This window comes from Lentzea alba (assembly GCF_047445655.1).
Lineage (GTDB): Bacteria > Actinomycetota > Actinomycetes > Mycobacteriales > Pseudonocardiaceae > Lentzea > Lentzea alba_A.
In genome coordinates this window covers 1-24,071 of sequence record NZ_JAJAEG010000036.1, presented here as the reverse complement: position 1 = coordinate 24,071, position 24,071 = coordinate 1, and the positions used below count along the sequence as shown (strand labels likewise).

Here is a 24,071-nt window from a genome sequence, read left to right as displayed (position 1 = left end):
AGGTCTGACAGTGTCTGATTGCAGCTGCTCCGCAGACGGCGGCGAGTTCGCCGACACGAACTCGCGAGGGCCGCGAAATCCGGTCTCGGCTCTCCAACTGCAGGTCGTAAGCTGTTCCACGTGACTGAAGACCTGCGCGACCAGGTGCACGCCGCAGCCCGCCGCGCCCGCGTCGCCGCCGACGAACTCGTCCTCGCCACCCGTGAGCGCAAGGACAGCGCGCTGCACGCGATGGCCGCCGCTCTCCGCGAGCGCGCGCCGGAGATCATCGAGGCCAACCAGAAGGACCTCGAAGCGGGCAAGGCAGCCGGCCTGCCGGACAACATCCTGGACCGCCTCACGCTCAACCCCTCCCGCGTCGAGGGTGTGGCGAAAGGCCTCGAAACGGTTGCGGGACAAGCGGATCCAGTCGGTGAGGTGCTCCGTGGCGGCATCCTCCCGAACGGTCTGGAGCTCAAGCAGGTCCGCGTCCCGATGGGCGTCGTCGGCATGGTCTACGAGGGCCGCCCGAACGTCACGGTCGACGCCGCCGGTCTCGCGCTGAAGTCGGGCAACGCCGCGCTGCTGCGGGGTTCCTCGACCGCCGAGAACTCCAACACCACGCTCGTCGCGGTACTCCGCGATGCACTCGAAAGCGTGAACTTGCCGGCCGACTCCGTGCAGCTCCTGCCGTGCCACGACCGCGCCTCCGTCACCCACCTCATCACCGCGCGCGGCCTGGTCGACCTGGTGATTCCCCGTGGTGGCGCGGGTTTGATCAACGCGGTCGTCGAGCAGGCGACGGTTCCCACGATCGAGACCGGCGTCGGCAACTGCCACGTGTACGTGGACTCGCACGCCGACCTCGACATGGCCGAGGCCATCGTTCTCAACGCCAAGACGCGACGCACGAGCGTGTGCAACGCAGCGGAATCCCTCTTGGTGCACAAGGACGTCGCGAACGAGTTCGTCCCGCGCATCACCAAGGCGTTGCAGCAGGAGAGCGTGATCATCCACGGTGACGCCACGTTCGCTCAGCAGCCCGACGTGCTAGAGGCCAACGACGACGACTGGGGCACCGAGTACCTGAGCCTCGACATCGCCGCGAAGGTCGTCGACTCGCTGGACGAAGCGGTGCGCCACATCGCCACGTACGGCTCCGGCCACAGCGAGGCCATCGTGACGAATGACGTTGCGGCAGCACGGAAGTTCACCACGCGTGTGGACGCGGCGGCGGTGTTCGTCAACGCCTCCACGGCGTTCACGGACGGCGCGGAGTTCGGCATGGGTGCCGAGATCGGCATCTCCACGCAGAAGCTGCACGCGCGCGGTCCGATGGGCCTATCCGAGCTGACGTCCTCGAAATGGGTCGTCTGGGGCGAAGGTCACACGCGCCCGAAGGCGTAGCTCTACCTTCGGAGATATGGCTCCCACCTACCCGTTCTCCGAAACTGACGGCCTGGTCCTCGACCCGACGTACGAACGACTACGGCGTGATGAACCAGTCACGCGCGTGACGTACCCGTACGGCGGCGAGGGCTGGCTCGTCACGTCATACGAAGAGACGAAGTTCGTCCTGGGCGACCCGCGGTTCAGCCGAGCGCGAACGATCAACCAGGACGTGCCGCGGATGCAGCCCCTCATCGCGCCCGGCGGGTCGATCCTCACGCACGACGGCCAGGACCACGCGCGCATGCGCCGCCTGGTGTCCAAGGCGTTCACGGTGCGCCGCGTCGAGGAGCTTCGGCCGCGGGCGCAGCAGATCACCGACGACCTGCTCGACCGCCTGGACAACCCGGGCGACCTGGTCGAGGGCTTCACCCTGCCGTTCCCCATCACGGTCATCTGCGAGCTCCTCGGGGTGCCGTTCGAGGACCGCGAGGACTTCCGCAAGTGGTCGGACATGGTGCTGGCGACGGTCGGCGGCCACACGCCCGAAGAGGCGATGCACGGCATGTTGAAGCTGCACGCGTACTTCACCGACCTCGTCGCGAAACGCCGTGCGGAACCTGCGGACGACCTGATCAGTGCGCTCGTCGCCGCTCGTGACAACGAGGACCGGCTCAGCGAGGACGAGCTCGTGCGGTTCGGCATCACGCTCCTCGTCGCCGGGCACGAGACGACGGCGAACATGCTCGCGAACAGCGTCGTCACGTTGTTCGACCACCCGGACGCCATGAAGCGCCTGCGGGAGAACCCGGACGGGCTGCCGAACGCGATCGAGGAGTTGCTGCGGTTCATCCCGTTGGGCAGCGGCGCCGGCTTCACCCGCATCGCCACCGAGGACGTCCAGGTCGGCAACGCGCTCGTGAAGGAAGGCGACGCCGTGCTCGTGGTCGTGTCGTCAGCGAACCACGACGAGTCGGTGTACCCGAAGAGCGACGAGCTGGACCTCGAACGCGAGGTGGGCCAGCACCTGCAGTTCGGGCACGGCATCCACTTCTGCCTCGGCTCGCAGCTCGCGCGGATGGAGCTGCAGGTGGCGCTGGGGACGTTGCTGCGCCGGATGCCCGGTCTGCGGCTGGAGGAACCGGTCGAGTTCCGCAAGGGTTCGCTGGTCAGGGGCCCGCTGAAGCTCGTCGTCGGCTGGTGAGAAAAATCTTGGCCGAACCGCGTAAGGAGGAACCGGCGCGAGCGTTCCTCCATCGCGCGGCTCTGCTTCGGGGTGGGCCGCGACCCGTACGGCCCGTCCTCCCCCTGGGCCGTCCGGTGTGATCGGCACGACGGGCGCCTGACCATGGGAGCGGTCGGCGCCCGTCTACGCTGATTCGATGCGCATCGGCGTCATGGGTGGCACGTTCGACCCCATCCACCACGGTCACCTCGTGGCCGCGAGTGAGGTCCAGGCCCGCTTCGACCTGGATCGCGTGATCTTCGTGCCGACCGGTCAGCCCTGGCAGAAGGCGTCGCGGGAGGTCTCCGCCGCTGAGGACCGCTATCTGATGACGGTCATCGCCACCGCGTCCAACCCCCGGTTCTCGGTCAGCCGCGTCGACATCGACCGCGACGGCCCCACGTACACGGTGGACACGCTGACGGACCTCAAGAAGCAGTACCCGGACGCGGACCTGTTCTTCATCACCGGTGCCGACGCGCTGGAGCAGATCCTGTCGTGGAAACGCGCCGCGGACGCGTTCGAACTGGCCCACTTCATCGGGGTCACCCGTCCGGGCTACACGTTGAACGACCACCACCTGCCGCCGGGAGCGGTGTCGTTGGTCGAGGTCCCGGCCATGGCGATCTCGTCGACCGGGTGCCGCGCACGGACTGCCTCAGGCCAGCCGGTCTGGTATTTGGTCCCGGACGGTGTTGTCCAGTACATCGCGAAAACGGGCCTCTACTCCGAGTCGTAACCACGTTCGAGTGGATTTTGCGTGCATCCGTGGCCCAGGGGAGCAACAATCAGCGGGTTGTTGCTGGTTCGTGGAAGGCAAGACTTTGGCTACAGGCACCGTGAAGTGGTTCAACGCCGAGAAGGGCTTCGGCTTCATCGCGCCCGACGACGGCTCGGCAGACGTCTTCGTGCACTACTCGGAGATCCAGTCCAAGGGTTTCCGGTCGCTCGAGGAGAACCAGAAGGTCGAGTTCGAGGTCGGTCAGGGCCAGAAGGGGCCGCAGGCCCAGCAGGTCCGCCCGCTCTAAGCTTCGGCGCAGGTGAAGGCCACTCCAGGGCGCTGGGGTGGCCTTCCTCATGCCCGCGTGTGACGTAAGCGTTGGCGGTCGCCGGTACTCTCAGTAACTCGTGTGGGCGTATCGACGCCCGCCGGAAGTCAGAGGAGTGACGTGGCAGCCACCGACGAGGCACGACGGCTGGCGCTGGTCGCGGCGAACGCAGCGGCCGACAAGAAGGCGCACGACGTGACGGTGCTCGACGTCTCCGACCAGCTCGTGATCACGGACGTGTTCGTGATCGCGTCCGCTCCGAACGAGCGGCAGGTCGGCGCGATCGTCGACAACATCGAGGAGAAGATGCGGGAGTCCGGCACGAAGCCGGTGCGCCGCGAAGGGGCCCGTGAGGGCCGGTGGGTGCTGCTCGACTTCGTCGACGTCGTTGTGCACGTCCAGCACGTCGAAGAACGCAGCTTCTACGGCCTGGAGCGGCTCTGGAAGGACTGCCCGCGCATCGAGTTCGACGCTGGCGTGCCCGCCGAGTCGTCTTCGGCTGAATGAGGTAGAGGATGGCCCTGAGCCGGCTCGTGCTGTGGCGGCACGGTGAGACCGACTACAACGCGACAGGTCGTCTGCAGGGTCATCTGGACTCGGCGCTCACCGAGACCGGCTTGAACCAGGCCAGGTTCGCCGTCCCGGTGCTCGCCGGGTTCGAACCGGAGATCGTGGTCGCCTCCGATCTCCAACGCGCGCGCGACACCGCCCGTGTGTTCACGACGTCCGCGGACGTTCCGTTGCGGATCGACGAACGGCTGCGCGAGACGCATCTGGGCAAGTGGCAGGGGCTGACCACGGCCGAGGTGGAGCAGGAGTGGCCCGGCGCGATCACCGAGTGGCGCACCGATCCGACCTACACGCCGCCGGACGGTGAGTCACGGGTCGAGGTGGCCGAGCGGGCGATCCAGGTCGTGCGCGAGGTGGACGCGGAGTTCTCCGACACCGTCCTGCTGTGCGCGCACGGTGGCCTGATCAGCGCGTTGACCGGGCGGTTGCTCGACCTGCCGGTGGCGAACTGGTCGCAGCTCGGCGGCATCTCGAACTGCCACTGGACCGTGTTCACCCGGCGCAACGACCGGTGGCGGCTGTCGTCGTACAACGCGGGCACCACGCGTTGAGACTGCTCGTCCTCGGGGACTCGCTGTCGTTCTTCGGACCTTCCGGGCCGTTGCCCGCTGATCATCCGCGGTTGTGGCACAACATCTGTGCTTCGTCGCTGGGTGGGTCCGCGGAGCTGGCGGCCGGGTTCGGGTGGACGGCTCGGGACGCCTGGTGGGCGTTGACCGGGGACCCGCGGATCTGGTCGTTGCTGCCTTCCACGGACGTGCTGGTGTTCGCCGTGGGCAGCATGGACACCCTGCCGTCGCCGTTGCCCACGTATCTGCGTGAGGGGCTGCGTTATGTGAGGCCGGACTGGTTGCGGCGGTGGGTGCGTGCGCGATATGTCGCGGCTCAACCGCTGTTGGCGCCTTACGCGCGTGCGTCGCTGCCTCCTGCGCTGACTGCGCGGTATCTGCGGGACATGCTGCAGTCGGTGCGCAATCTTCAGTACACGATGCCGGCGGTGGGGATCGTGCCTTCGGTGCATCGGGCGCCTACGTATGCGCACGCGCATCAGGGGCACGCGGCTGCGGTTGCGGCTGTGCGTGGGTGGGCCTCACGTGCGGAGGTGCCGTTGCTGGATCTGCCGGCCGTGATCGGGGAGCACGTGCGGTCCGGTGCCGGAAATCCGGACGGGATGCATTGGGGCTGGGAGGGGCACGAACTGGTGGGTAAAGCCATGGCCGCGCTGATCTCGTCCGTGGCGTTGAGTTCCTCGGAGGAGTGAGGGCCGTAGGCTCGTCGCTCGTGCGCATCACCATCGTCACCGACTCCACGGCATACCTGCCCGAGGGGTTCGCGAAGCGCCATTCGATCACCGTGGTGCCGTTGCACGTGGCGGTGGACGGTGCGGGGCGCCTCGACGGCGTCGACTTCGGTCCGTTCGAGCTGGCGAGTGCCCTGGCTGAGCATCGTCGGGTGACCACCTCGCGGCCGACACCGGGCGAGATGGCTTCCGTCTACCGCGACGTGCTGTCGTCGTCGGACGCGATCGTGTCGGTGCATCTCTCTCGTGAGCTGTCCGGGACGTGGGAGGCCGCACGGCTGGCGGCGGAGGAGATCGATCCCTCACGTATCCGCGTCGTGGACTCGCGTTCGACGGGCATGGGTCTCGGGTTCGCGGTGTTGCGCGCGTGTGCGGCCGTTGCTGCCGGGCGCTCGCACGCCGAGGTGGAGGACGCTGCCACCTCCGCTGCGCGGCAGACGCGGACGTTCTTCTGCGTCGAGACCCTGGACCACCTGCGCCGGGGAGGGCGGATCGGTACGGCGGCGGCACTGGTGGGGACCGCGCTGGCCGTGAAGCCGTTGCTGCACGTGGACGACGGCCGGATCGTGCCGCTGGAGAAGGTGCGCACGATGAGCCGTGCCGTGGGCCGCCTGGTCGATCTCGCCGCCGCTGCGGCCGGTGACGGCCCGGTTGGTTTGGCCGTGCACCACCTGGCGGCTCCCGAACGCGCCGCCGAACTGGCCACCCGTCTCGACGAACGCCTGCCCGGCTCAACCGGCTGCGTGATCTCCGAGGTGGGCGCGGTGATCGGCGCACACACAGGCCCAGGTGTGTTGGGCGTGGTGGTGCTGCCGGGAGGACCCGACATCCTCCCACAGACCCCCGACAATTCCCCGCCCCCGACCGGCGAGTGATCGCGACCTGTCCACAACCCGCGAGTAACCCACAGCCCCGGAGTCACCCCCGCCTCCCCGCCCACCCCACTCCGTAACGTCCCCCACATGCTCCCCCGCCCCCACCAGGACGACCGCCCGAGCGAACGCCTGGCCGCCCTGGCCGCCAAGGTGACCGCCGACCCGACCCTGGTCTTCGCACGCTCCGAGACCTCCGACGAACACGGCCCACCCCGCCGCCGCTTCGCCCTGCCCCACCTCCCACGCCTCCCGCGCCGCAGCCTGCTGGCCATCGGCGTGGCGGTCGCCTGCGCCGTGATCGGCCTGGCCTCCTGGTGGCGGAGCCCAGCCGCGGAACCGGCCCCCGACCTCGCCCTGGTGAGCACCACGGCCGCGGCCGCCCCCGAACTGGTCGTGAACGTGATCGGCGAGGTCACCACCCCGGGCCTGGTGACCGTGACCTCGGGCGCCCGAGTGGCCGACGCGGTCCGCCTCGCCGGAGGCCTGAAACCCGGCACCGACCTCCACAACCTGAACCTGGCCCGCAAACTCACCGACGGCGAACAGCTGGCCGTGGGTATCCCGCCCCAAGCAGCCCCAGCCGCCGCCGCCCTCCCGCCAAAGCTGAACCTGAACACGGCCACCGCGACCGAACTGGACGCCCTCCCCGGCGTGGGCCCGGTGACGGCCCAACGAATCGTCGACCACCGCACCCGCAAGGGCCCCTTTGCCTCGGTGGACCAACTCCGCGAGGTAGAGGGCATAGGCGACTCCAAACTCGCCAAGCTGTCCGACATGGTCCACACCTGACCAGCACCACCCAACCTGACGCTCTCAACCTCCTTCAGGGCCAACCTCCCGCCCCACCGGACCCCGCGACCAATGCGGCCGGCCACGCCCAATCCCGCCACCTACCCTCGCCCGCCCTCACCACGCGCTGGCCAGGGCGGCCCCGCACCTCAGCGAGGCCTTCGCTCCGTCCATCGCCTGCCCCGCCATCACCAGGCCCAACGCCGACGCTCGCGTCTGCCGGCCAGACGGGCCGAACATCTCCGCCAGGCCCTCTCGGCCCGTTCGTCGCGACCGCCCCTCCATCACCTGCCTCGCTCGTACAGGCGGCAGGGCGGCCCGCCACCTCCTCATGGCCTTACCAACCCCTGCACCCTGCCTCTACCCGCTGACCACCAGAACCCGCTGTGCCGTCCGCACCCGGCAGGCCCTTAGCCACTTCAGCCGCTGCTGACCTCCAGCCGAACCGTTCTCTCGATGCTGGCGCCTCCCTCCCCAGCCGCAGACCTGCACGCACCACCCACGCGCCCTTGGCTCGCCCCCACCACCCCTGGAGAAGGTCATGCAATCCGTTCGCATCACCAGCCAAGCCACACCACGGCCCGTAGCCCCCTCCACAAGCGCGGCGTCATGCCCTCTCACAGCTACGACCCCGTCGACCGCCAGGACCCGTTGTGCCGTCCGCGCCCGGCAGGCCCTTAGCCACTTCAGCCGCTGCTGACCTCCGTCCGAACCGTTCTCTCGACGCTGGCGCCTCCCGCCGCCGCAGCCGCAGCTCTGCACGCACCACCCACGCGCCCTTGAACACCCCAACCACTCGCCAACCACCCTTGGAGAAAGTCATGCCGTCCGTCCGCATCACCAGCCGAGCCACACCTCAACCCATCGCACTGCCCCACGTCCCGGCGGCTCGTCCGGCCACCGACGCGGTTTCCGCACCCGCAGCGTCATGCCCTCCCACAGTCGGTCAACGGACCTACCTCGAAGTCACATGGCACGACCCAGCAGGCCGACCTCCGCTCATCGAGTCACGGACTCCCACCGGTCCTCACCGTGCGACGTCCGAAACCCCCGAACCACGCCAAGGCAGCCCGACCTGTGATCCCACACGCGTGAGTCAGGGGAGGAGCCGATGGTCCGCCGACATCCGGTAACCCACGACTACCGCCTGGTCCCCGCCGCCGCAGCCGTGTGGGCGACAGCGGTGGCAGGCCTCTTCCTGAGCTGGCAGTCGGCGGTCGCCACCGGCCTGATCGCCGGCGCCATCGGCCTGGCAGCCTGGCGCAGAGCGTGGTGGACGAGGACCTGCGCGATAGCCCTGCTGATCTCCGGACCGGTGGCGGCGGCCTGGGTGGGCAGCAACGTCCTGAGAGCCGAAACCCACCCGCTTCGCCTGGCCGCCAACGAAGGCCGCGCCACCACCCTCACCGCCGAGCTCACCACCAGACCGCGGGGCATCAGGGCCGCGGGCTTCGGTGGACACCAGGCCGGAGTGGACCACGTGGTCATCACGGCGACCGCGAACGGCGCCCAACTGGTCCTGCTCGCTCCAGCGGCCAAGTGGCGGGACCTGTTGCCAGGCCAGAAAGTCACGGCCAAGGGCACGCTCGCGCCGCCGCGAGCCGGCGACCTGACGTCGGCACTGTTGAGGGTTCGCGGGCCGCCGATCGACCCTCAGCCGGCACCGCCCTGGCAACGTTGGGCGGACGGCCTCCGGGACGGTCTGCGCGACGCCAGTGCGGTTCTCGACGACGAAGAAGCAGGACTGCTGCCCGCGCTCGTGGTGGGCGACACCGAACAGATGGTGCCGCGCATCGTGGATGAGTTCCGCACCGCGGGCCTCGCTCATCTGCTCGCGGTGAGCGGCGCGAACCTCGCCATCGTGTGCGGCGCGGTGTACCTGCTCGTCCGGCGGTTCAGGACCGGGCCACGCACGGCAGCGGTGGCGGCGATGGTGGCACTCGTCGGGTTCGTGCTCCTGGCGGGGCCTGAACCCAGCGTCCTCAGAGCGGCCGTGATGGGTGCGGTTGCGTTGCTGGCGTTGGTGTTGGGACGACAGCGGTCCGCGTTGCCGAGCCTCGCGGCCGCGGTGCTCGTGCTGGTGCTCGTCGATCCCGCGCTCGGAGGCGATCCGGGTTTCGCGTTGTCGGTGGTGGCCACGGCGGCGTTGGTGCTCGTCGCGCCGAAGTGGGCGCGGGCGCTGAAGGAACGTGGCATCCCCAGCGGGCTGGCCGAGGCGATCGTCATCCCCACGGCCGCGAGCCTGGCCACCGCTCCACTGGTCGCCGGGTTGTCCGGCCAGGTCAGCCTCATCTCGGTCGTGGCGAACCTGATCGCCGGGCCGGTGGTGGCGCCGGCGACGGTGCTGGGTGTGATCGCGGCGGTCGTCGCGCCGATCTGGCCCGGAGCGGCCGAACTGGTCGTGCACGTCGCGGGACCCGCGATCACCTGGCTGGTCCAGGTGGGACGGCAGGCAGCAGGCGTGCCCGGCGCGTCGGTCGGCTGGCCTGAGGGCTGGGTCGGGGCGATCGCGCTCGTCGTGGCCATCGGCACGGCGGTGTTGTTGCTGCGGTTCAAGAAGACGCGGGCGCTGGTGGTCGCGGTGCTCGTGGGCGGGTTCGTGGTGCTGGTGCCGCTGAAGGTCGTGGCACCGGTGTGGCCGCCGGACGACTGGAAGGTCGTCAGCTGCGACGTGGGTCAGGGCGACGCGCTGGTCCTCGCGACGAACGACGCCGACCGGGCGGTCGTGGTCGACACCGGCCCCGATCCCGGTGCGGTCGACCGGTGCTTGAAGACGTTGGGAATCAAGAGGATTCCGCTGGTGGTGCTCACGCATCTGCACGCGGACCACGTCGGCGGACTGCAAGCGGTGCTCACCGGGCGTGCGGTGGGCGCGGTGGCGGTCGGGCCTCTCAAAGAGCCCGCGTGGGCGTGGCGGGAGGTGAGAAGGCAGGCCGCCAAGCACGGCGTGCGGGTGGTGGAACCGAAGGCGGGCGAGCGGTTCGCCTGGCCCGGACTGGAAGTGGAGGTGATTGGCCCTCGACGGCCACCGGCCGCCGGCGACACGAACACGACGGTGAACGACTACTCGCTCGTGCTGAAAGCACATACGAGAGCAGGCCGTGTGCTGCTCACCGGTGACGTCGAACTGGCCGGCCAGGCGGCGTTGCTGGGGGAGCGGGACCTGAGAGCCGACGTGCTCAAGGTGCCGCACCACGGCTCGCGGTACTCGCTGCCCGCGTTCCTCAAGGCCGTGCGGCCGCGAGTGGCGCTGGTGAGCGTCGGCACGGGCAACCGCTACGGCCACCCGAGCCCGCACGTGATCAACGAGCTGCGTGCGGGCGGCGCACTGGTGTTGCGCACGGACAAGGACGGCGACCTGGCCGTGTTGCCGGGAAACCGAATCGTACGAAGGAGAAGAACATGGTCTGGATCAGGCTTCACAACGCGCGCTACCCGATTCCCGGTGGCACGCCTGGCTTCGCGTGGGCGATGTGGCAGCCGGGCTACACGGCGACCCCGTGGCCGCACGACGAACTCAAACCCGATTTCGGTTACTACATCTGCGAAACGCTCGAAGACGGCACCCGCGCCCTCACCTACAAGGCGACTCTCACGCACGTGCTGCCGCCGACCGAGGCCGCCAAACCGGAGGAGGCGTACGACCTCGTCGCCGAGCACGTGTTCGACGACGACCTGCGAATCGCGCCGAACGTGTGGCACGACTACCACTACAACCTGCTGAAGGCGGAAGCCCCGTGGCCGCAACGAATCGTGGCGTGGCGCGCGAACGTCGAACCGTTCGGCCCGCACGTGATGGACGGCCTGCAACGATTCCCGCGCACAGGCTGGACCAAGACGGACGAGATTGCCTTGTGACACAACGCGTTCAGTGACAGTGGTCGAGGAGGCCTTCGGCTAACGGCAGGGAAACTGGGTCGCTCCACGGCCATGGCGGCCTGTCTGGAACCGATTGCCAGGTGAGGTGGACCACGGTGAACCACGCGGGGTCTTCCTCGACGCTGTAGAGCACGTCGTCGCAACGATCGCAGCGAGCGATCGCGGCGACGGTCTTGCCGACCAGCGGGTGTCCGTCAGCGACTTCGGTCCGCAACTGGGCGTCCAACGCGGCCTGGGTCTCGCTGTGGGCGATGAAGGCCCACAGCCGAGGAAGCGGTCCGAGCGCGGAGAACAGGTAGTCGTGCTCGCGGAGCGATGGTCCGCCGTCGGTCCACGAGCTCGTGTCACCTTCGAGCCGCCAAGCTGGGCGCCCGCAGGTCTCGCACTGCCGAAGCTCGCGGATCTCCTTGCGGCGCGCCCTGATCGGGTCGTCAGGGGAGGTCTGCCTGACGGTCCGGCCCGTGAGTGGCCCGGAGCAGGAAGGGCACCTGTCCACATCCACAGCATGACAGGACTCGGCCAACACAAGCTGGCACAACGCGGTCCGGGGACGCGTGAACGTCCCCGGACCGGAAGGAGAGGTGATTAAGCCAGCGCCTTGATGACGGCTTCGGCCGACGGCGGCACCGTCGCCCGCGGCCCGATCGTGTCGCCGAGCGCGTCCAGCGTCTTGAGGCCGTCGCCGGTGATCAGCAGCACGGTCTCGCCGTCCGGGTCGAGCTGTCCCGACTCGATCAGCTTCTTCGCGGTCGCCACGGTCACGCCGCCGGCGGTCTCGGCGAAGATGCCCTCGGTGCGGGCGAGGAGCTTGATGCCCTCGACGACCTCTTCGTCGGTCACGTCCTCGATGGCGCCACCCGTGCGGCGGACCGCGTCGAGGACGTAGGGGCCGTCGGCCGGGGCGCCGATCGCCAGCGAGCGGGCGATGGTGTCCGGGCGGACCGGGCGGATGACGTCGTGGCCTTCCTTGTACGCGGCGGACACGGGCGAGCAGCCGGTGGCCTGGGCGCCGAACACGCGGTACGGGGTGGCTTCGACCAGGTCGAGCTGGCCCAGTTCGCGGAACGCCTTGTCGACCTTGGTGAGCTGTGAGCCGGAGGCGATGGGCACGACGATCTGGTCGGGCAGGCGCCAGCCGAGCTGCTCGGCGACCTCGTAGCCGAGGGTCTTCGAGCCCTCCGCGTAGTACGGGCGGACGTTCACGTTCACGAACGCCCAGTCCTCGTGCTCCGCGGCGAGTTCCTGGGCCAGGCGGTTCACGTCGTCGTAGTTGCCGTCGACGGCGATCAGGGCGCCTTCGTAGACGGCGCTCATCAGGATCTTGGCGCGCTCGAGATTGGAGGGAACGAGGACCACCGACTGCCAGCCGGCGCGGGCTGCGGCCGCGGCCACGGCGTTGGCCAGGTTGCCGGTGGACGGGCAGGCCAGCACCTTGAAGCCGAGCTCGCGGGCGGCGGCGAGCGCTACACCGACCACGCGGTCCTTGAACGAGTGGGTGGGGTTGCCGGTGTCGTCCTTCACCCAGACCTTGCGCACACCCAGGGCCTTGGCGAGGTTGTGGGCCTCGACCAGGCGGGTGCCGCCGGGGTCGGTGTTCGGGTGCTGTTCCACAGTGGACGGAACGGGGAGCAGGCCGCGGTAGCGCCAGATCGACCTGGGGCCGGCTTCGATGTCCTCGCGCCGGATCTTCCCGAAGTCGTAGGCCACTTCCAGCGGCCCGAAACACTCCAGACAGGCGTACTCCGGAGCGAGAGGAGTCTCATTTCCGCACTCACGGCACAGCAGTGCACGGGCGGGGCCAAGGTCGAACTTCGTGCTCGAGGGCACAGTGACAGCAGTCATCGCGAGGTATCTCCTCATCTTTCCCGCGAAATCGAACGGGTCGGAATTGGCACCGTGATCGCCTGCGCGTAGCGCTGACGCCGGTTGCCGGGGCTTCGTCGGGCCGTTCCCTCTGCCCCTCTGGATGAAGGTGTTCAGTTGTGGGCACCAAGCTACGGCAACCGTCGGTTGCTCAGCCACCAACGTCCACGATCCGGGACGTGGGAGGATGCGGAGCGTGAGCGCACCGGAGTCACTGCACCTCGTCGTCGGCGAGGAGGAGTTGCTGGTCGAACGTGCTGTTCGAGCGGCTCTTGAGGCGGCACGCGAGGCCGATCCGACCGCCGATCTGACCCGTGTGCAGGTGACTGATCTCACGCCTCCGGAGCTGGCCGAACTGGTCAGCCCGTCGCTGTTCGCGGAGGGCCGGGTGATCGTCCTGCAGAACGCGCAGGACATCGGCAAGGAGGTCGCCGACACGGTGCTCTCCTACGTCAAGGCGCCCGCGGACGGGGTCACGCTCGTCGTCCTGCACACGGGCGGTGGGCGCAGCAAGGCGGCCAAGGACCTGCCCGGACAACTGAAGAAGGCCGGTGCCGCGGTCACCGAGTGCGGCAAGATCACCAAGCCCGGTGATCGGGAGGCCTTCGTGCGCAACGAGGTGCGGCGGGCGGGCGGCAAGATCGACGCCGAGGCCGTTGCCACGCTCATCGACGCCGTGGGCACGAACCTGCGCGAGCTCGCCGCGGCGTCGTCGCAGCTCGTGTCGGACACCGACGGCAAGGTGACGGTCGAGGAGATCCGCCGGTACCACCAGGGCAAGGCAGAGGTGACGGGGTTCGCGGTCGCCGAGAAGGCCGTGACCGGTGACCGGGCGGGCGCGATGGAGGCGTTGCGCTGGGCCATGCAGCTCGGCGTGCCGCACGTGCTGGTCGCGGACGCCCTGGCGGACGCGGTGCGCACGGTCGCGCGGGTGTCCGCGGTGGGGCGAGCAGATCCGTTCAGCCTGGCCGGCCCGCTCGGCATGCCGCCGTGGAAGATCAAGAAGGCGCAGGCTCAGGCCCGCGGCTGGGATCAGGGCGGTCTCGCCGACGCGATGCAGGTGGTCGCGGGGCTGAACGCGGACGTGAAGGGCGTGGCGGCGGACGCCGACTACGCGCTCGAGCGCGCGGTGCTCAGGATCGTCGCCGCCCACGGCCGTCGCTGACCAACGCGGGATCCCGATCAGGTGCTGCGCGCCGGTGAAGCCGGGCACGACGCCGATGGTCCAGGTGAACGTGTCGGTCCCGGACAGGCCGTCGACCATCCGCCGCAGTTCCGCGCGTCCGTACATGCGCAGGAACGACACGACGCTGTCGAAGAACATCATGAACGGCAGCACCGGCACGACGTAGGTCAACGCCAGCCGCAGCAGGTAGCGCGGCAGGGAATTGCGTTGGAACGGCGCGGAGATCAGCGCCATCAGCGTCGTCAGGAACGGGAACAACAGCGGATAGACGAACGACCGCCTGGTGTCCACGACGACGATCGGGGAGCGGGTGTCGACGGCGTTCTGCAGCATCCGCGTGGCCAGCGGCGGCGGGAAGTGGTGGAAGGCGCCGTAGATCGTGCGCGTCCCCTCGACCGAGCAGTCCGTGGCGTCAACGGACGACGACTCGTGGTCGACCGAGCAGCACGAGTCGGGCACCGCGCGCCGGTTCGAAGCTTGAACCCGTTGGAACGCAGCCACGTTCGGCACCAGGTCGGTCAGCGTGACGCGGGTGTGGATGCCCTCGCGATGCAGCCGGCGCTGGATCAACGGCACCGGCCCGCCCGATCCCGCGCACAGGTCGACGATCCGGTGGTCGGCACCGGAACGCAGGGCGAGCGCCAACGGGACCGCGTACTCCCGCGCGGCGTCCGTCAGCCGCTAGATGAACGCGATGGACTCCGTGTGCAGGGTGCACAGGACGGGTGGCGTGCCGTCGAGGTCGTGCAGCTCGACGAAGTCAATGCGCGGGAGCGATTCCATGGCTCCTGTGCCTACTGGTCAACCGGACCGGCAGTCCATCCGCCGGAAAGGGCAGACCGCGGCGGTTCCACGGGATCTCGTAGCCGGCCTCGACGGACCACTCGAAGCGCTCCAGCAACTCCCGCATCACGGCGTCGACCACCATGCCCGCGAAGTGCATCCCGATGCACTTGTGCACACCGCCGCCGAACGGCAGCCAGGCGTACCGGTGCACCTTGTCCTCGGCGCGCTCCTCGCTGAACCGCATCGGGTCGAACGCCATCGGGTTCGTCCACAGCTCGTGCATGTGGTGGTTGAACTGTGGAATCGTCTGGACGTAGCTGCCAACGGCCAGCGGATGTCCCAGCACGCTGGTCGGCCGCACCACGCGCCGGACCAGGTGCGGCAGCGGCGGGGCGAGCCGCAGCGCCTCCTTGCGCACCAGTTCCAGCGCGGAGCCGTCCTCACGGCACCGCTGCTGCCACTCGGGGTGCCGCGCCAGGTAGTACATGATCGTCGACAAAGCGATGGTCGACGTGTCCCGCGCCGCCAGCAGCAACAGGATCATGTGGTTGACCACGTCCTGAGCGGTGAACCGGTCGCCGTCGTCGGTGGCGGCCGCGCAGAGCATGCTGAGCAGGTTGTCGGCGGGCCCACCGGCGGCGCGCCGCTCGGCGACCCACGCGCCGAAGATCGTCTCCAGGCGCCGCCGGGCCGCCAGCCCGCGAGACCAGCTCAGTCCGGGGAAGCGGAAGCGCACGGCTCCCGTCGAGGCGCGCAGACACGCTTCGAACAGCCGGTTCACCTCGTCGGCCTCAGCGCCGAGCCCCGAGCCGGTGAGCACCTCGGACGTGAGGTTGAAGATCATCTCGCGCACCGCCGGGTACGCCTCGAACCGGGCGCTGACCGGCCACGACGCCAGCTCACGCGCGACTGCCGGGGTCATCCGCTCGCGATAGGCGCCCAGCCGCGCCGGCAGGAACGCCTGCTGCATGATCCGCCGATGGTGCAGGTGCTCGTCGAAGTCGAGCAGCAGCAGGCCGCGGTGGAAGAACGGCCCGATGAACCTCTCCCAGCCCCCGCCGTTGGAGAAGGCCTTGTCCCGGTTGAGCAGCACTTCCTCGGTGGCGTCCGGGCCCAGCGCGACCGTCATCCGCACGGCGAACATCGGCACCGTCGACACCGGCCCAAACCGGTCGTAGCGGTCTCGCGCCCAGTCCACCGGGCTGCGCATGTACTCCAGCGTGTCGCCGAGAAAAGGCACCTTCATGTTCGGACGCTGTCACGCACCGCACGCGCCAGGCCACCGAAACAGCGAGAAGGGCCCACTCAACGGAGAGTGGGCCCTTCTCAGAGGCTCAGAGCGAGATCAGCCCTCGAGCTTGTTGGCGCGCTGGGCCATCGCCGACTTCTTGTTGGCGGCCTGGTTGGCGTGGATGACGCCCTTGCTGGCGGCCTTGTCGAGCTTGCGGGACGCGTCCTGCAGCAGCTCCAGGGCCTTCGCCTTGTCACCGGCCTCGGCAGCCTCGCGGAACTTGCGGATGGCCGTCTTCAGGGACGACTTGACCGACTTGTTGCGAAGGCGAGCCTTCTCGTTGGTCTTGATCCGCTTGAGCTGGGACTTGATGTTCGCCATGCGACATCACCCTTCTTGTCGAAACCGGAGTTCGTGACGCGCTTGATCGGCACCGGCAGGACAACTTCTCCTGGGCCGGCTCTCCTCCACGGCGGAGTGCCGCGCGTTCACGACGACGAAGGATATCAGGCCTGTTCAGCGCACCGTGAACGCGGCCTTCTCCGCACCCACCACGGCCTCGTACCCGCCACGCGCGACCTCACGCCGCCCGTCGCCGTCCACATCGCCCACGGTCAGCGCCAGCTGCTCCAGCTTGAACGACACCTCGACCTGCTTCGACTGTCCCGCAGCGAGTTCCACGCGGGCGAAGCCCACCAGCCGCTGGTCCGGCGTCAGCACAGGCGAGGCCGGCTGACGCACGTAGACCGGCACGATCGCCGTGCCCGCACGCCCACCGGTGTTCGCCACCGTGAACTTCACCACGCCGTCACGCCGATCAACCGAAACCGCCGCACCGGACGTGGTGAACGAGGTGTACGACAGCCCGTGCCCGAACGCGTAGAGCGGGTCGTACTTCGCGCCCGCCGACGTGTTCGCGCCCGGCAGCTGGTCGTAGGTGAGCGTCGGGTCGCCCAGCGCCTTCGGCCACGAGATCGGCAGCTTGCCGCTCGGGTTCACCGCGCCGAACAGCACGTCCGCGATCGCCCGGCCACCCTCGCTGCCCGGCAACCAGCCCGCGACCAGCGCGTTCGCGTCCGCCGCCCCGCCGAGCACCTGCGGACGTGCGGTCAGCAGCACCACGACCACCGGCTTGCCGGTCGCCTGCACCGCGTCGACCCAAGCCTGCTGCTCCGGCGTCAGCACCGGGTTCTCCGTGTCGGCAGGACCCTCCGCACCAGGCTTCTCACCCAGGACGACCACTACCGCGTCCGCGCCGGCAGCCTCAGTGACAGCCGCCGCAGGAGTAGCAGCGTGCACCACGGACGCACCAGGAACGGCCTCACGAACACCGGTCAGCACCGTCGCGGTCGGCGGCAGCGGTGAGTCGTCCGGCACCCCCTGCCACTCCACGGTCCAGCCACCGAGCTGGCGGCGCACGTCGTCCGCGGTCTCGCCGGTCACGACGATCTTCTTCGCCGCGGAAGACAGAGGCAGCACGCCGTCGTTCTTCAGCAGCACGGTGCCCTCGGCTGCCGCCTTTCGAGCCAGATCCCGGTCGACGTTCACCACGTTGCCGTCGGCCTTGGCCGGGTCGACGTACGGCTTCTCGAACAGCCCCAGGTCGAACTTGAGCTTCAGCACCCGGCGCACCGCCTGGTCGATCCGCCCGCGCGACACCGAACCGTCGCGAACGTTCGCCAGCAGCAGCGACGTGAACTCGGCCGCGTTCGACGGCTCCATCGCCATGTCCACACCGGCGTTGACGCTCATCGCGATCGCCGTCTTGTAGTCCGGCGCGACCTTGTGCCGGTCCACCAGGTACTTCATGTCCTGCCAGTCCGAAACCGCGACGCCCTTGAAGCCCATCTTCTCGCGCAGCTGCTTTTGCAGCATGTACTTCGACGCGTGCACCGGCACACCGTTGACCGAACCGGAGTTGATCATCACCGTGCGCACGCCCGCGTCGAACTGCGCCTGGAACGACGGCAGCACGACGTCCTGCAGCTGCCGGATCGGAATCTGGGCGGCAGCGCGGTCGTGCCCGTTCGCCGGTGCCGAGTAGCCCGCGAAGTGCTTCGCCGTCGCGGTCAACTGCGCCGTGTCGTCCACACGGGACTGTTGCCCGCGCACGTTCGCGGCGGCCAGCTGACCCGACAGGAACGGGTCCTCGCTGTACGTCTCGTAGTAACGGCCCCAACGAGTGTCACGCGCGATGTCCGACACCGGCGCGAAGTTCCAGAACACACCCGTCGCGCGCAACGCCTTCGATGCGGACACACCGATCTGCTCCTGCAGAGCGGGGTTCCAAGTCGCGCCGAGCCCGATCTGGTGCGGGAACATCGTTGCGGAGATGACGTTGTTGTGCCCGTGCACACCGTCCGCGCCGTAGATGATCGGGATCTTCAACCTGTTGTTCTCCAACGCATAGCGCTGGATGGCGTTGTTCATCTCGGCCCACGCTTTGGGCGTGTTCTCGAGCGGCGCGTCACCACCGCCGGACAGGATCGAGCCGACCTTCGCGTCCTGCAGCACCGCCTTCATGCAGGACTCGACCAACGCCCCGTTGACGTTGTTGCAGTCACCGCGCAGCTTCCCGACGCGGATCTGCGCCATCTGCCCGATCTTCTCCTCGAGCGTCATTCTCCGCAGCAGGTCCTCCACCCGCCGCTCGCTCGACGCCCGAGCGTCCAAATAGATCTCTTTGCCCGCCGCCAGACCACCAGCCGGTGTCAGCGACGCGAACAGCACAGCAACGCCCAGCACGCCGAGACCGGCGCGCTTGCGGGAAAACAAAGACAAGACTCCTCCACGTTCCCGTGCGCCCGCCGCACACGATCGCGTGGAGGAGTCGGACAAGAACACCCCCGAACGGAGGAACTCCGTGGAAGCGGTTTCATGCTGGTGAAACGCCTGTTCAGTCGCCCGGAATGCTCCGGGTCGACGACTGTTTTTCATCCATCAGCCCGACCGCACGCGCTAGTCGGTCTGATCGTCCTCGGCCTTGTGGTCAGGTTCCTTCGGCGGACGGCCGCGCCGAGGCATCTTCTTCGCCTCCTTGGGCAGCCGGCCCGCCTCCGACAGCGCACGTCGCAGCAGGAACTCGATCTGCGCGTTGGTGCTGCGCAGCTCGTCGTTCGCCCACCTGCTCAACGCGTCGTGCACCGCCGGATCCAGCCTGAGCAGAACGCTTTTGCGCTCAGCCATCAGGTGTAGAGCGACCCTGCGTTCACCACGGGCTGAGTGGATCGGTCACCGCACAGGACGACGAGCAGGTTCGACACCATCGCCGCCTTGCGCTCCTCGTCGAGCTCGACGACGTTCTGCTCGGAGAGCCGCTGCAACGCGAGCTCGACCATGCCGACCGCGCCTTCGACAATCCGCGTTCGTGCCGCCACGACCGCGGAAGCCTGCTGCCGTTGCAACATGGCGTGCGCGATCTCCGGCGCGTACGCGAGGTGCGTGAGTCGCGACTCGATCACCTTCACGCCCGCGGACTGCACCCGTGCGGCGATCTCGATCACGAGCGTCTCGGTGATCTCGTCCGCGTTCTCCCGCAACGACAGCCCGGACGCCTCGTGGTTGTCGTACGGGTAGCTCGTCGCGATGTGCCGTACGGCGGTCTCCGTCTGGATGCCCACGAACCGCACGAAGTCGTCCACTTCGAACCGTGCGCGCGCAGTGTCCTCGACCTGCCACACGACCACGGCCGCGATCTCGATCGGGTTGCCGTCGGCGTCGTTGACCTTGAGCGCCGTCGTCTCGTGGTTGCGGATCCTGGTCGAGATCTTCTCCCGCGTGGTGAACGGGTTCACCCACCGCAGACCGTCCGTGCGCACCGTGCCCACGTAACGGCCGAAGAACTGCAGCACCCGCGCCTCGCCGGGCGCGACGGTGAACAGGCCCCGCATGATCAGCGCCGCCGCCAGGAACAGCAGCACCATCACGACCAGGATCCCGGCCGACGGCGTCCCGCCCACGTCCACCGTGCTGATCACGGGGTCCACCAGCACCCACACGCCCACCGCGAACACCACCAGTCCTGCGAGGAACATCGGCAGACCGGGCAGCTCCCGCGCGTGCTTCTCACGCACGACAGGTGCCGGCATGTGCACTGTCGTTTCGATGGTTGCGCTCATCCAGACCCCCTAGCGAAGTAGTATCTAAGTGATATCACTTTTCTGACATGATCGCCAGCCGGGTCGCGTGCGGGGTGTGGGTCAGCGCGGGATGTCGGTGACCGGACACGGATCGGGCGGATGTACGCCGGCACAGCCCTTCGTGATGGCGAGCAACTGCGGAGGGGTGTCGTTCGACGCGGTGACGACCGAAGCGATCAGCTGTTCTGACGATCTCGGCTGCCGGTTTGTGATAGTCCAGTTGGCATGAGGGCGAAGAAGCAGCGTGTGGCCGCGTACGGGGTGTGCATCAACGACAACGACGAGATCCTGCTCGCGCGCTTCATCGCGCGGGAAGGCAGGCAGTGGATCCTTCCCGGCGGCGGAATCGACCACGGCGAGCACCCGTACGACGGCGTCATCCGCGAGTTCGAGGAGGAGACCGGCTTCGACGTCGAGGTGGTGCGGCTGCTCGGCATCGACTCGGAGTTCCGCGAGGAGCCCGACCGCGACTACCACGCGCTGCGGATCATGTACGAGGTTCGGATCGTGGGTGGCGTGCTGCGCCACGAGGTGGGTGGCACGACCGATCTTGCGCAGTGGTTCCCGCTCGCAGACATCGGACAACTGGAGCGCATGCCGTCGGTTGATACGGCCCTTGGCTTGTACCGAACTACCCCAGCTGCCGGAATCTTGCGGTAACTTACGTCTACCGCCGCCGACGACCCATCAATGGAGTTGGCGAATGATCCGATCACTGGCCGCAGTCGGCGCGGTTGCCCTGCTGGCCTCCTTCGTCCACGTCCCTGCCCATGCGGCTGTCGTCGGCGTCTCGACCGTGTCCTCCCTGCAGGCCGCGATCGACTCCGCCCGGCCAGGTCAGCGCCTCGTGCTCGCGAAGGGCGTGCACCTGGCCGACCAGCCCGTCAAGATCACCAGGTCCGACATCACCGTTGCCGCGCAGACCGTGGGCGGCACGGTGTTCACCAGCGGCGGCTTCCAGCTCGGCGCCGTCAAGAACGTGACCATCGAGGGCTTCGTCTTCGACGGCACGAGCAAGCTGGACGTGCCGGTCGAGGCGCAGGCCACGCGCATCACCCGCAACACGTACTCGGGCAACAAGGACGGTGCCTCGCTCAGCGTGAGCGCCGACGACGTGCAGGTCGACCACAACACGTTCCAGAACCGCACCAACGAGGGCGTGTACCTGCAGATCACCGGGCCCGGCAGCGACATCGCCAAGCGGACCTGGATCCACCACAACTACTTCTACAACCACCAGTTCTCCGGTGCGAACGGCGGCGAGTCGATCCGGCTCGGCTACAGCCACAAGCAGTCGAAGTCGGCGAACGCGATCGTCGAGCACAACCTGTTCGAGAAGGCGGACGGCGACGCCGAGGCCATCTCGGTCAAGTCGTCGGACAACACGGTCCGCTTCAACACGATCCGCAACAGCAAGGGCTACATCGTCTTGCGCCACGGCCACCGCACCACGGTCGAGGGCAACCTGCTCTTCAACAGCGGCATCCGGTTCCACGGCAACGACCACAAGATCTACAACAACTACGTGGAGAGCACCCGCGACCGCGCGATGGTGTTCGGCTCCGGCAAGGAAGCCGACAGCGGTCCCACCTCGAAGCTGCACGACCGCCCGGACCGCGTGACGGTCGCGTTCAACACGCTGATCGGCACCGGTGCCGTGGTCGACAGCGACGGCGGTGACTTCAAGCCGAAGGACTGCGTGCTCGCGAACAACATCATCCGCGGCTCGTCGGGCGGTGTCGTCTCCATGCACAGCGGTTCGACCGTGAAGTACGAGGGCAACGTCATCTGGGGCGGTACCGGCGGCAGCATGCCTTCCTCCGGCTACAAGTCCGCGGACCCGAAGCTCGTGCGTGACGCCAACGGCCTGCTGCGCCTCGCGTCGGGCAGCCCGGCGATCGACGCGTCGGCCGGCACCTACTCCTACGTGACGCGTGACTTCGACCCGCAGGCGCGCGTCGGCAAGCCGGACGTCGGTGCGGACGAATACAGCACGTCGGCGACGCGCAAGCCGCTCACGAAGGCTGACGTCGGACCTTCGGCGCCGTAACTGCCCCTGAGGGCAGTCATCGGATCCTTCTTCGCTGGACGGGGCAAGCGGCCTCCGCTGAACTGCCCCGTCTGTGCTAACTCCGCAGTACTTTCGGCCCACCGCTGCTGACGGGCCACCATAGGAGTTGGCGAATGATCCGATCACTGGCCGCAGTGGGTGCGGCCGCCCTGCTGTCGTCCTTCGTCCAGGCGCCCGCCGTCGCGGCGGTCGTCACCGTGTCGAGCGCGTCCTCCCTGCAGGCCGCGCTCGACACGGCAGTACCCGGTCAGCGCATCGTGCTGACGAACGGCGTGCACCGCGCCGACAAGCCGATCAAGATCACGAAGTCGAAGATCACCGTCGCGGCGCAGCGCGCGGGCGGGGCGGTGTTCCGCACCGGGGGCTTCGAGCTCGGCGCGGTGCGCGGCGTGACCATCGAGGGCTTCGTCTTCGACGGCACCAGCTCCCTCGTCGTGCCGGCGGAGGCCGAGGGGACCCGCATCACCCGCAACACCTACAACGGCGACAAGAGCGGCGCCTCGCTCACCGTCAGCGCCAACGACGTGGAGGTCGACCACAACACGTTCTCGAACCGCACGAACGAGGGCGTCTACCTGCAGATCGCCGGGCCTGACGGCAAGATCGCCCAACGGACGAAGGTCCACCACAACTACTTCTACAACCACAGCTACAGCGGGTTGAACGGCGGCGAGTCGATCCGGCTCGGTTACAGCTACAAGCAACAGCTCTCCGCCTACGCGGTCATCGAGCACAACCTCTTCGACAAGGCCAACGGTGATCCCGAGGCCATCTCGGTGAAGTCGTCGGACAACACGGTCCGCTTCAACACGATCCGCAACAGCAAGGGCTACATCGTGCTGCGCCACGGCCACCGCACCGCGGTCGAGGGCAACCTGCTGTTCAACAGCGGCATCCGGTTCCACGGGAACGACCACAAGGTGTTCAACAACCACGTCGAGAACACCGGTGACCGCGCGATCGTCTTCGGCAAGGGTTCGGAGACCGACAGCGGGCCGACCTCGAAGCTGCACGACCGGCCCGACCGCGTGACGGTCGCGTTCAACACCCTGATCGGCACCGGCGCCGTGGTCGAGGCCGACACCGGTACCTACGCGCCGAAGGACTGCGTGTTCGCGAACAACATCATCAAGGGCTCGTCGTCGAAGTTCGTCGACATGATGAGCGGCTCGACGGTGAAGTACGAGGGCAACATCATCTGGGGCGGCACCGCCGGCATCTCCTCCGGCTACCGGTCCGTCGACCCGAAGCTGGTGCGCGACTCCAACGGTCTGCTGCGTCTCTCCTCCGGCAGTCCGGCGATCGAGACTTCCGCGGGCACGTACTCGTACGTGACCCGGGACTTCGACCCGCAGTCGCGCGTCGGCAAGCCTGATGTGGGGGCGGACGAGTACAGCTCGTCGGCTTCCCGGAAGCCCCTGACTCCGTCGGATGTCGGGGTCTCCGCGCCCTGACGCGGGCATTTGTCCTGGTGGTCGCACGTTTCGCGGCCACCAGGACCCCCCGATTTGGAGATCGAAACGGGCTTGTGTAATGTTCTCTCTGCCAGCGCGGAACGGGCCGGAAATCAAAACCGGAACGAGCGGGGCACAAGCCGGAGAGAACAAGCCTCCTAGAGGCCGATTTGACACCGGCAAGCGAGACCAAATAAGCTTCAAACACACAGCCCCGGAAGTAAGTCAGCGTAAAGCTGATGTGACTGCGGTGTGCGCGTGTTCTTTGAGAACTCAACAGCGTGCC

At 68.3% G+C, this 24,071-nt stretch carries 23 protein-coding genes and 1 riboswitch; of the genes, 16 read left to right on the top strand and 7 right to left on the bottom strand.

Going from position 1 to position 24,071, the window contains the following annotated elements; translation table 11 throughout:
* Positions 1 to 120: 120 nt before the first annotated feature.
* The 11 genes from LFM09_RS41310 to LFM09_RS41260 all read left to right on the top strand — a co-directional run bounded on the left by LFM09_RS41310 (position 121) and on the right by LFM09_RS41260 (position 11,034).
* On the top strand, positions 121 to 1,386 hold the full coding sequence (locus tag LFM09_RS41310; protein WP_414102099.1) for a glutamate-5-semialdehyde dehydrogenase: 1,266 nt from the start codon (positions 121 to 123) through the stop codon (positions 1,384 to 1,386).
* Between the two features lie 16 nt (positions 1,387 to 1,402).
* Positions 1,403 to 2,572, top strand: a complete 1,170-nt coding sequence (locus tag LFM09_RS41305) for a cytochrome P450 (RefSeq protein WP_414102098.1) — start codon at positions 1,403 to 1,405, stop codon at positions 2,570 to 2,572.
* Positions 2,573 to 2,750: 178 nt separating this feature from the next.
* Entirely contained in the window at positions 2,751 to 3,332 is a 582-nt protein-coding gene (gene nadD / locus LFM09_RS41300) for a nicotinate-nucleotide adenylyltransferase (RefSeq protein ID WP_414102097.1), read from the top strand.
* Between the two features lie 85 nt (positions 3,333 to 3,417).
* Positions 3,418 to 3,621: a cold-shock protein gene (locus tag LFM09_RS41295; protein ID WP_030468099.1), complete on the top strand. Its 204-nt coding sequence runs from the start codon at positions 3,418 to 3,420 to the stop codon at positions 3,619 to 3,621.
* A 141-nt stretch (positions 3,622 to 3,762) separates the two neighbouring features.
* The gene (rsfS, locus tag LFM09_RS41290; RefSeq protein ID WP_414102096.1) at positions 3,763 to 4,149 is read left to right on the top strand and encodes a ribosome silencing factor; all 387 of its coding nucleotides are present in this window, start codon (positions 3,763 to 3,765) and stop codon (positions 4,147 to 4,149) included.
* 8 nt (positions 4,150 to 4,157) lie between these two features.
* On the top strand, positions 4,158 to 4,763 hold the full coding sequence (locus LFM09_RS41285) for a histidine phosphatase family protein (protein WP_414102095.1): 606 nt from the start codon (positions 4,158 to 4,160) through the stop codon (positions 4,761 to 4,763).
* Positions 4,760 to 5,473: a diglucosylglycerate octanoyltransferase gene (octT, locus tag LFM09_RS41280; protein ID WP_414102094.1), complete on the top strand. Its 714-nt coding sequence runs from the start codon at positions 4,760 to 4,762 to the stop codon at positions 5,471 to 5,473. The genes LFM09_RS41285 and octT overlap by 4 nt, the downstream gene beginning before the upstream one ends.
* 20 nt (positions 5,474 to 5,493) lie before the next feature.
* Positions 5,494 to 6,387 carry a DegV family protein gene (locus LFM09_RS41275; protein ID WP_414102093.1) on the top strand — a complete coding sequence of 298 codons (894 nt, stop codon included), beginning with the start codon at positions 5,494 to 5,496 and terminating at the stop codon, positions 6,385 to 6,387.
* 87 nt (positions 6,388 to 6,474) lie between these two features.
* A complete protein-coding gene (locus LFM09_RS41270; RefSeq protein WP_414102092.1) occupies positions 6,475 to 7,176 on the top strand; it encodes a helix-hairpin-helix domain-containing protein in 702 nt (233 codons plus the stop codon).
* Between the two features lie 1,111 nt (positions 7,177 to 8,287).
* Positions 8,288 to 10,900 (top strand): DNA internalization-related competence protein ComEC/Rec2, encoded by a 2,613-nt coding sequence (locus LFM09_RS41265; RefSeq protein WP_414102091.1) that lies wholly within the window; start codon positions 8,288 to 8,290, stop codon positions 10,898 to 10,900.
* Complete coding sequence (locus LFM09_RS41260; protein WP_414102090.1) at positions 10,870 to 11,034, top strand: hypothetical protein; 165 nt, start codon at positions 10,870 to 10,872, stop codon at positions 11,032 to 11,034. Before LFM09_RS41265 ends, LFM09_RS41260 begins: the two co-directional genes overlap by 31 nt.
* Positions 11,035 to 11,044: 10 nt before the next feature.
* On the opposite strand, the gene LFM09_RS41255 is transcribed toward LFM09_RS41260, so the two are convergent.
* Entirely contained in the window at positions 11,045 to 11,551 is a 507-nt protein-coding gene (locus LFM09_RS41255) for a hypothetical protein (RefSeq protein ID WP_414102089.1), read from the bottom strand.
* Positions 11,552 to 11,640: 89 nt separating this feature from the next.
* On the bottom strand, positions 11,641 to 12,897 hold the full coding sequence (gene thrC, locus LFM09_RS41250) for a threonine synthase (RefSeq protein ID WP_414102088.1): 1,257 nt from the start codon (positions 12,895 to 12,897) through the stop codon (positions 11,641 to 11,643).
* An 11-nt stretch (positions 12,898 to 12,908) separates the two neighbouring features.
* Positions 12,909 to 13,028: riboswitch (SAM riboswitch) on the bottom strand.
* Positions 13,029 to 13,105: 77 nt separating this feature from the next.
* On the opposite strand from thrC, the gene holA reads away from it, so the two are divergent.
* Complete coding sequence (holA, locus tag LFM09_RS41245) at positions 13,106 to 14,083, top strand: DNA polymerase III subunit delta (protein ID WP_414102087.1); 978 nt, start codon at positions 13,106 to 13,108, stop codon at positions 14,081 to 14,083.
* Positions 14,084 to 14,117: 34 nt separating this feature from the next.
* The gene (locus LFM09_RS41240; protein ID WP_414102086.1) at positions 14,118 to 14,270 is read left to right on the top strand and encodes a hypothetical protein; all 153 of its coding nucleotides are present in this window, start codon (positions 14,118 to 14,120) and stop codon (positions 14,268 to 14,270) included.
* Between the two features lie 594 nt (positions 14,271 to 14,864).
* On the opposite strand, the gene LFM09_RS41235 is transcribed toward LFM09_RS41240, so the two are convergent.
* From LFM09_RS41235 to LFM09_RS41215, 5 genes are all read right to left on the bottom strand, one after another.
* Positions 14,865 to 16,136 carry a cytochrome P450 gene (locus LFM09_RS41235; protein WP_414102085.1) on the bottom strand — a complete coding sequence of 424 codons (1,272 nt, stop codon included), beginning with the start codon at positions 16,134 to 16,136 and terminating at the stop codon, positions 14,865 to 14,867.
* A 99-nt stretch (positions 16,137 to 16,235) separates the two neighbouring features.
* A complete protein-coding gene (rpsT, locus tag LFM09_RS41230; protein ID WP_414102084.1) occupies positions 16,236 to 16,502 on the bottom strand; it encodes a 30S ribosomal protein S20 in 267 nt (88 codons plus the stop codon).
* Between the two features lie 135 nt (positions 16,503 to 16,637).
* Positions 16,638 to 18,902 carry a glycoside hydrolase family 3 N-terminal domain-containing protein gene (locus LFM09_RS41225; RefSeq protein ID WP_414102083.1) on the bottom strand — a complete coding sequence of 755 codons (2,265 nt, stop codon included), beginning with the start codon at positions 18,900 to 18,902 and terminating at the stop codon, positions 16,638 to 16,640.
* 177 nt (positions 18,903 to 19,079) lie between these two features.
* Entirely contained in the window at positions 19,080 to 19,307 is a 228-nt protein-coding gene (locus tag LFM09_RS41220) for a hypothetical protein (protein WP_414102082.1), read from the bottom strand.
* Positions 19,307 to 20,239 carry an SPFH domain-containing protein gene (locus tag LFM09_RS41215; RefSeq protein ID WP_414102081.1) on the bottom strand — a complete coding sequence of 311 codons (933 nt, stop codon included), beginning with the start codon at positions 20,237 to 20,239 and terminating at the stop codon, positions 19,307 to 19,309. The genes LFM09_RS41220 and LFM09_RS41215 overlap by 1 nt, the downstream gene beginning before the upstream one ends.
* Before the next feature lie 246 nt (positions 20,240 to 20,485).
* Between LFM09_RS41215 and LFM09_RS41210 the strand changes: the two genes are divergently transcribed.
* The 3 genes from LFM09_RS41210 (at position 20,486) to LFM09_RS41200 (ending at position 23,785) form a co-directional block, all read left to right on the top strand.
* Positions 20,486 to 20,920, top strand: coding sequence for an NUDIX hydrolase (locus tag LFM09_RS41210; protein WP_414102080.1), 435 nt, complete (start codon positions 20,486 to 20,488; stop codon positions 20,918 to 20,920).
* A gap of 43 nt (positions 20,921 to 20,963) precedes the next feature.
* The gene (locus LFM09_RS41205) at positions 20,964 to 22,310 is read left to right on the top strand and encodes a polysaccharide lyase 6 family protein (protein ID WP_414102079.1); all 1,347 of its coding nucleotides are present in this window, start codon (positions 20,964 to 20,966) and stop codon (positions 22,308 to 22,310) included.
* Positions 22,311 to 22,444: 134 nt separating this feature from the next.
* The gene (locus tag LFM09_RS41200) at positions 22,445 to 23,785 is read left to right on the top strand and encodes a polysaccharide lyase 6 family protein (RefSeq protein WP_414102078.1); all 1,341 of its coding nucleotides are present in this window, start codon (positions 22,445 to 22,447) and stop codon (positions 23,783 to 23,785) included.
* The last annotated feature ends 286 nt before the right edge of the window (positions 23,786 to 24,071 follow it).

What these genes read in the sequence shown, in the direction of transcription:
- LFM09_RS41305 (WP_414102098.1), top strand. Translation starts at nt 1,403, where the DNA reads ATGGCTCCCACCTACCCGTTCTCCGAAACTGACGGCCTGGTCCTCGAC.
- nadD (WP_414102097.1), top strand. Translation starts at nt 2,751, where the DNA reads ATGCGCATCGGCGTCATGGGTGGCACGTTCGACCCCATCCACCACGGT.
- LFM09_RS41285 (WP_414102095.1), top strand. Translation starts at nt 4,158, where the DNA reads ATGGCCCTGAGCCGGCTCGTGCTGTGGCGGCACGGTGAGACCGACTAC.
- LFM09_RS41270 (WP_414102092.1), top strand. Translation starts at nt 6,475, where the DNA reads ATGCTCCCCCGCCCCCACCAGGACGACCGCCCGAGCGAACGCCTGGCC.
- LFM09_RS41265 (WP_414102091.1), top strand. Translation starts at nt 8,288, where the DNA reads ATGGTCCGCCGACATCCGGTAACCCACGACTACCGCCTGGTCCCCGCC.
- thrC (WP_414102088.1), bottom strand. Translation starts at nt 12,897, where the DNA reads ATGACTGCTGTCACTGTGCCCTCGAGCACGAAGTTCGACCTTGGCCCC.
- holA (WP_414102087.1), top strand. Translation starts at nt 13,106, where the DNA reads ATGCGGAGCGTGAGCGCACCGGAGTCACTGCACCTCGTCGTCGGCGAG.
- LFM09_RS41235 (WP_414102085.1), bottom strand. Translation starts at nt 16,136, where the DNA reads ATGAAGGTGCCTTTTCTCGGCGACACGCTGGAGTACATGCGCAGCCCG.
- rpsT (WP_414102084.1), bottom strand. Translation starts at nt 16,502, where the DNA reads ATGGCGAACATCAAGTCCCAGCTCAAGCGGATCAAGACCAACGAGAAG.
- LFM09_RS41220 (WP_414102082.1), bottom strand. Translation starts at nt 19,307, where the DNA reads ATGGCTGAGCGCAAAAGCGTTCTGCTCAGGCTGGATCCGGCGGTGCAC.
- LFM09_RS41215 (WP_414102081.1), bottom strand. Translation starts at nt 20,239, where the DNA reads ATGAGCGCAACCATCGAAACGACAGTGCACATGCCGGCACCTGTCGTG.
- LFM09_RS41210 (WP_414102080.1), top strand. Translation starts at nt 20,486, where the DNA reads ATGAGGGCGAAGAAGCAGCGTGTGGCCGCGTACGGGGTGTGCATCAAC.
- LFM09_RS41205 (WP_414102079.1), top strand. Translation starts at nt 20,964, where the DNA reads ATGATCCGATCACTGGCCGCAGTCGGCGCGGTTGCCCTGCTGGCCTCC.
- LFM09_RS41200 (WP_414102078.1), top strand. Translation starts at nt 22,445, where the DNA reads ATGATCCGATCACTGGCCGCAGTGGGTGCGGCCGCCCTGCTGTCGTCC.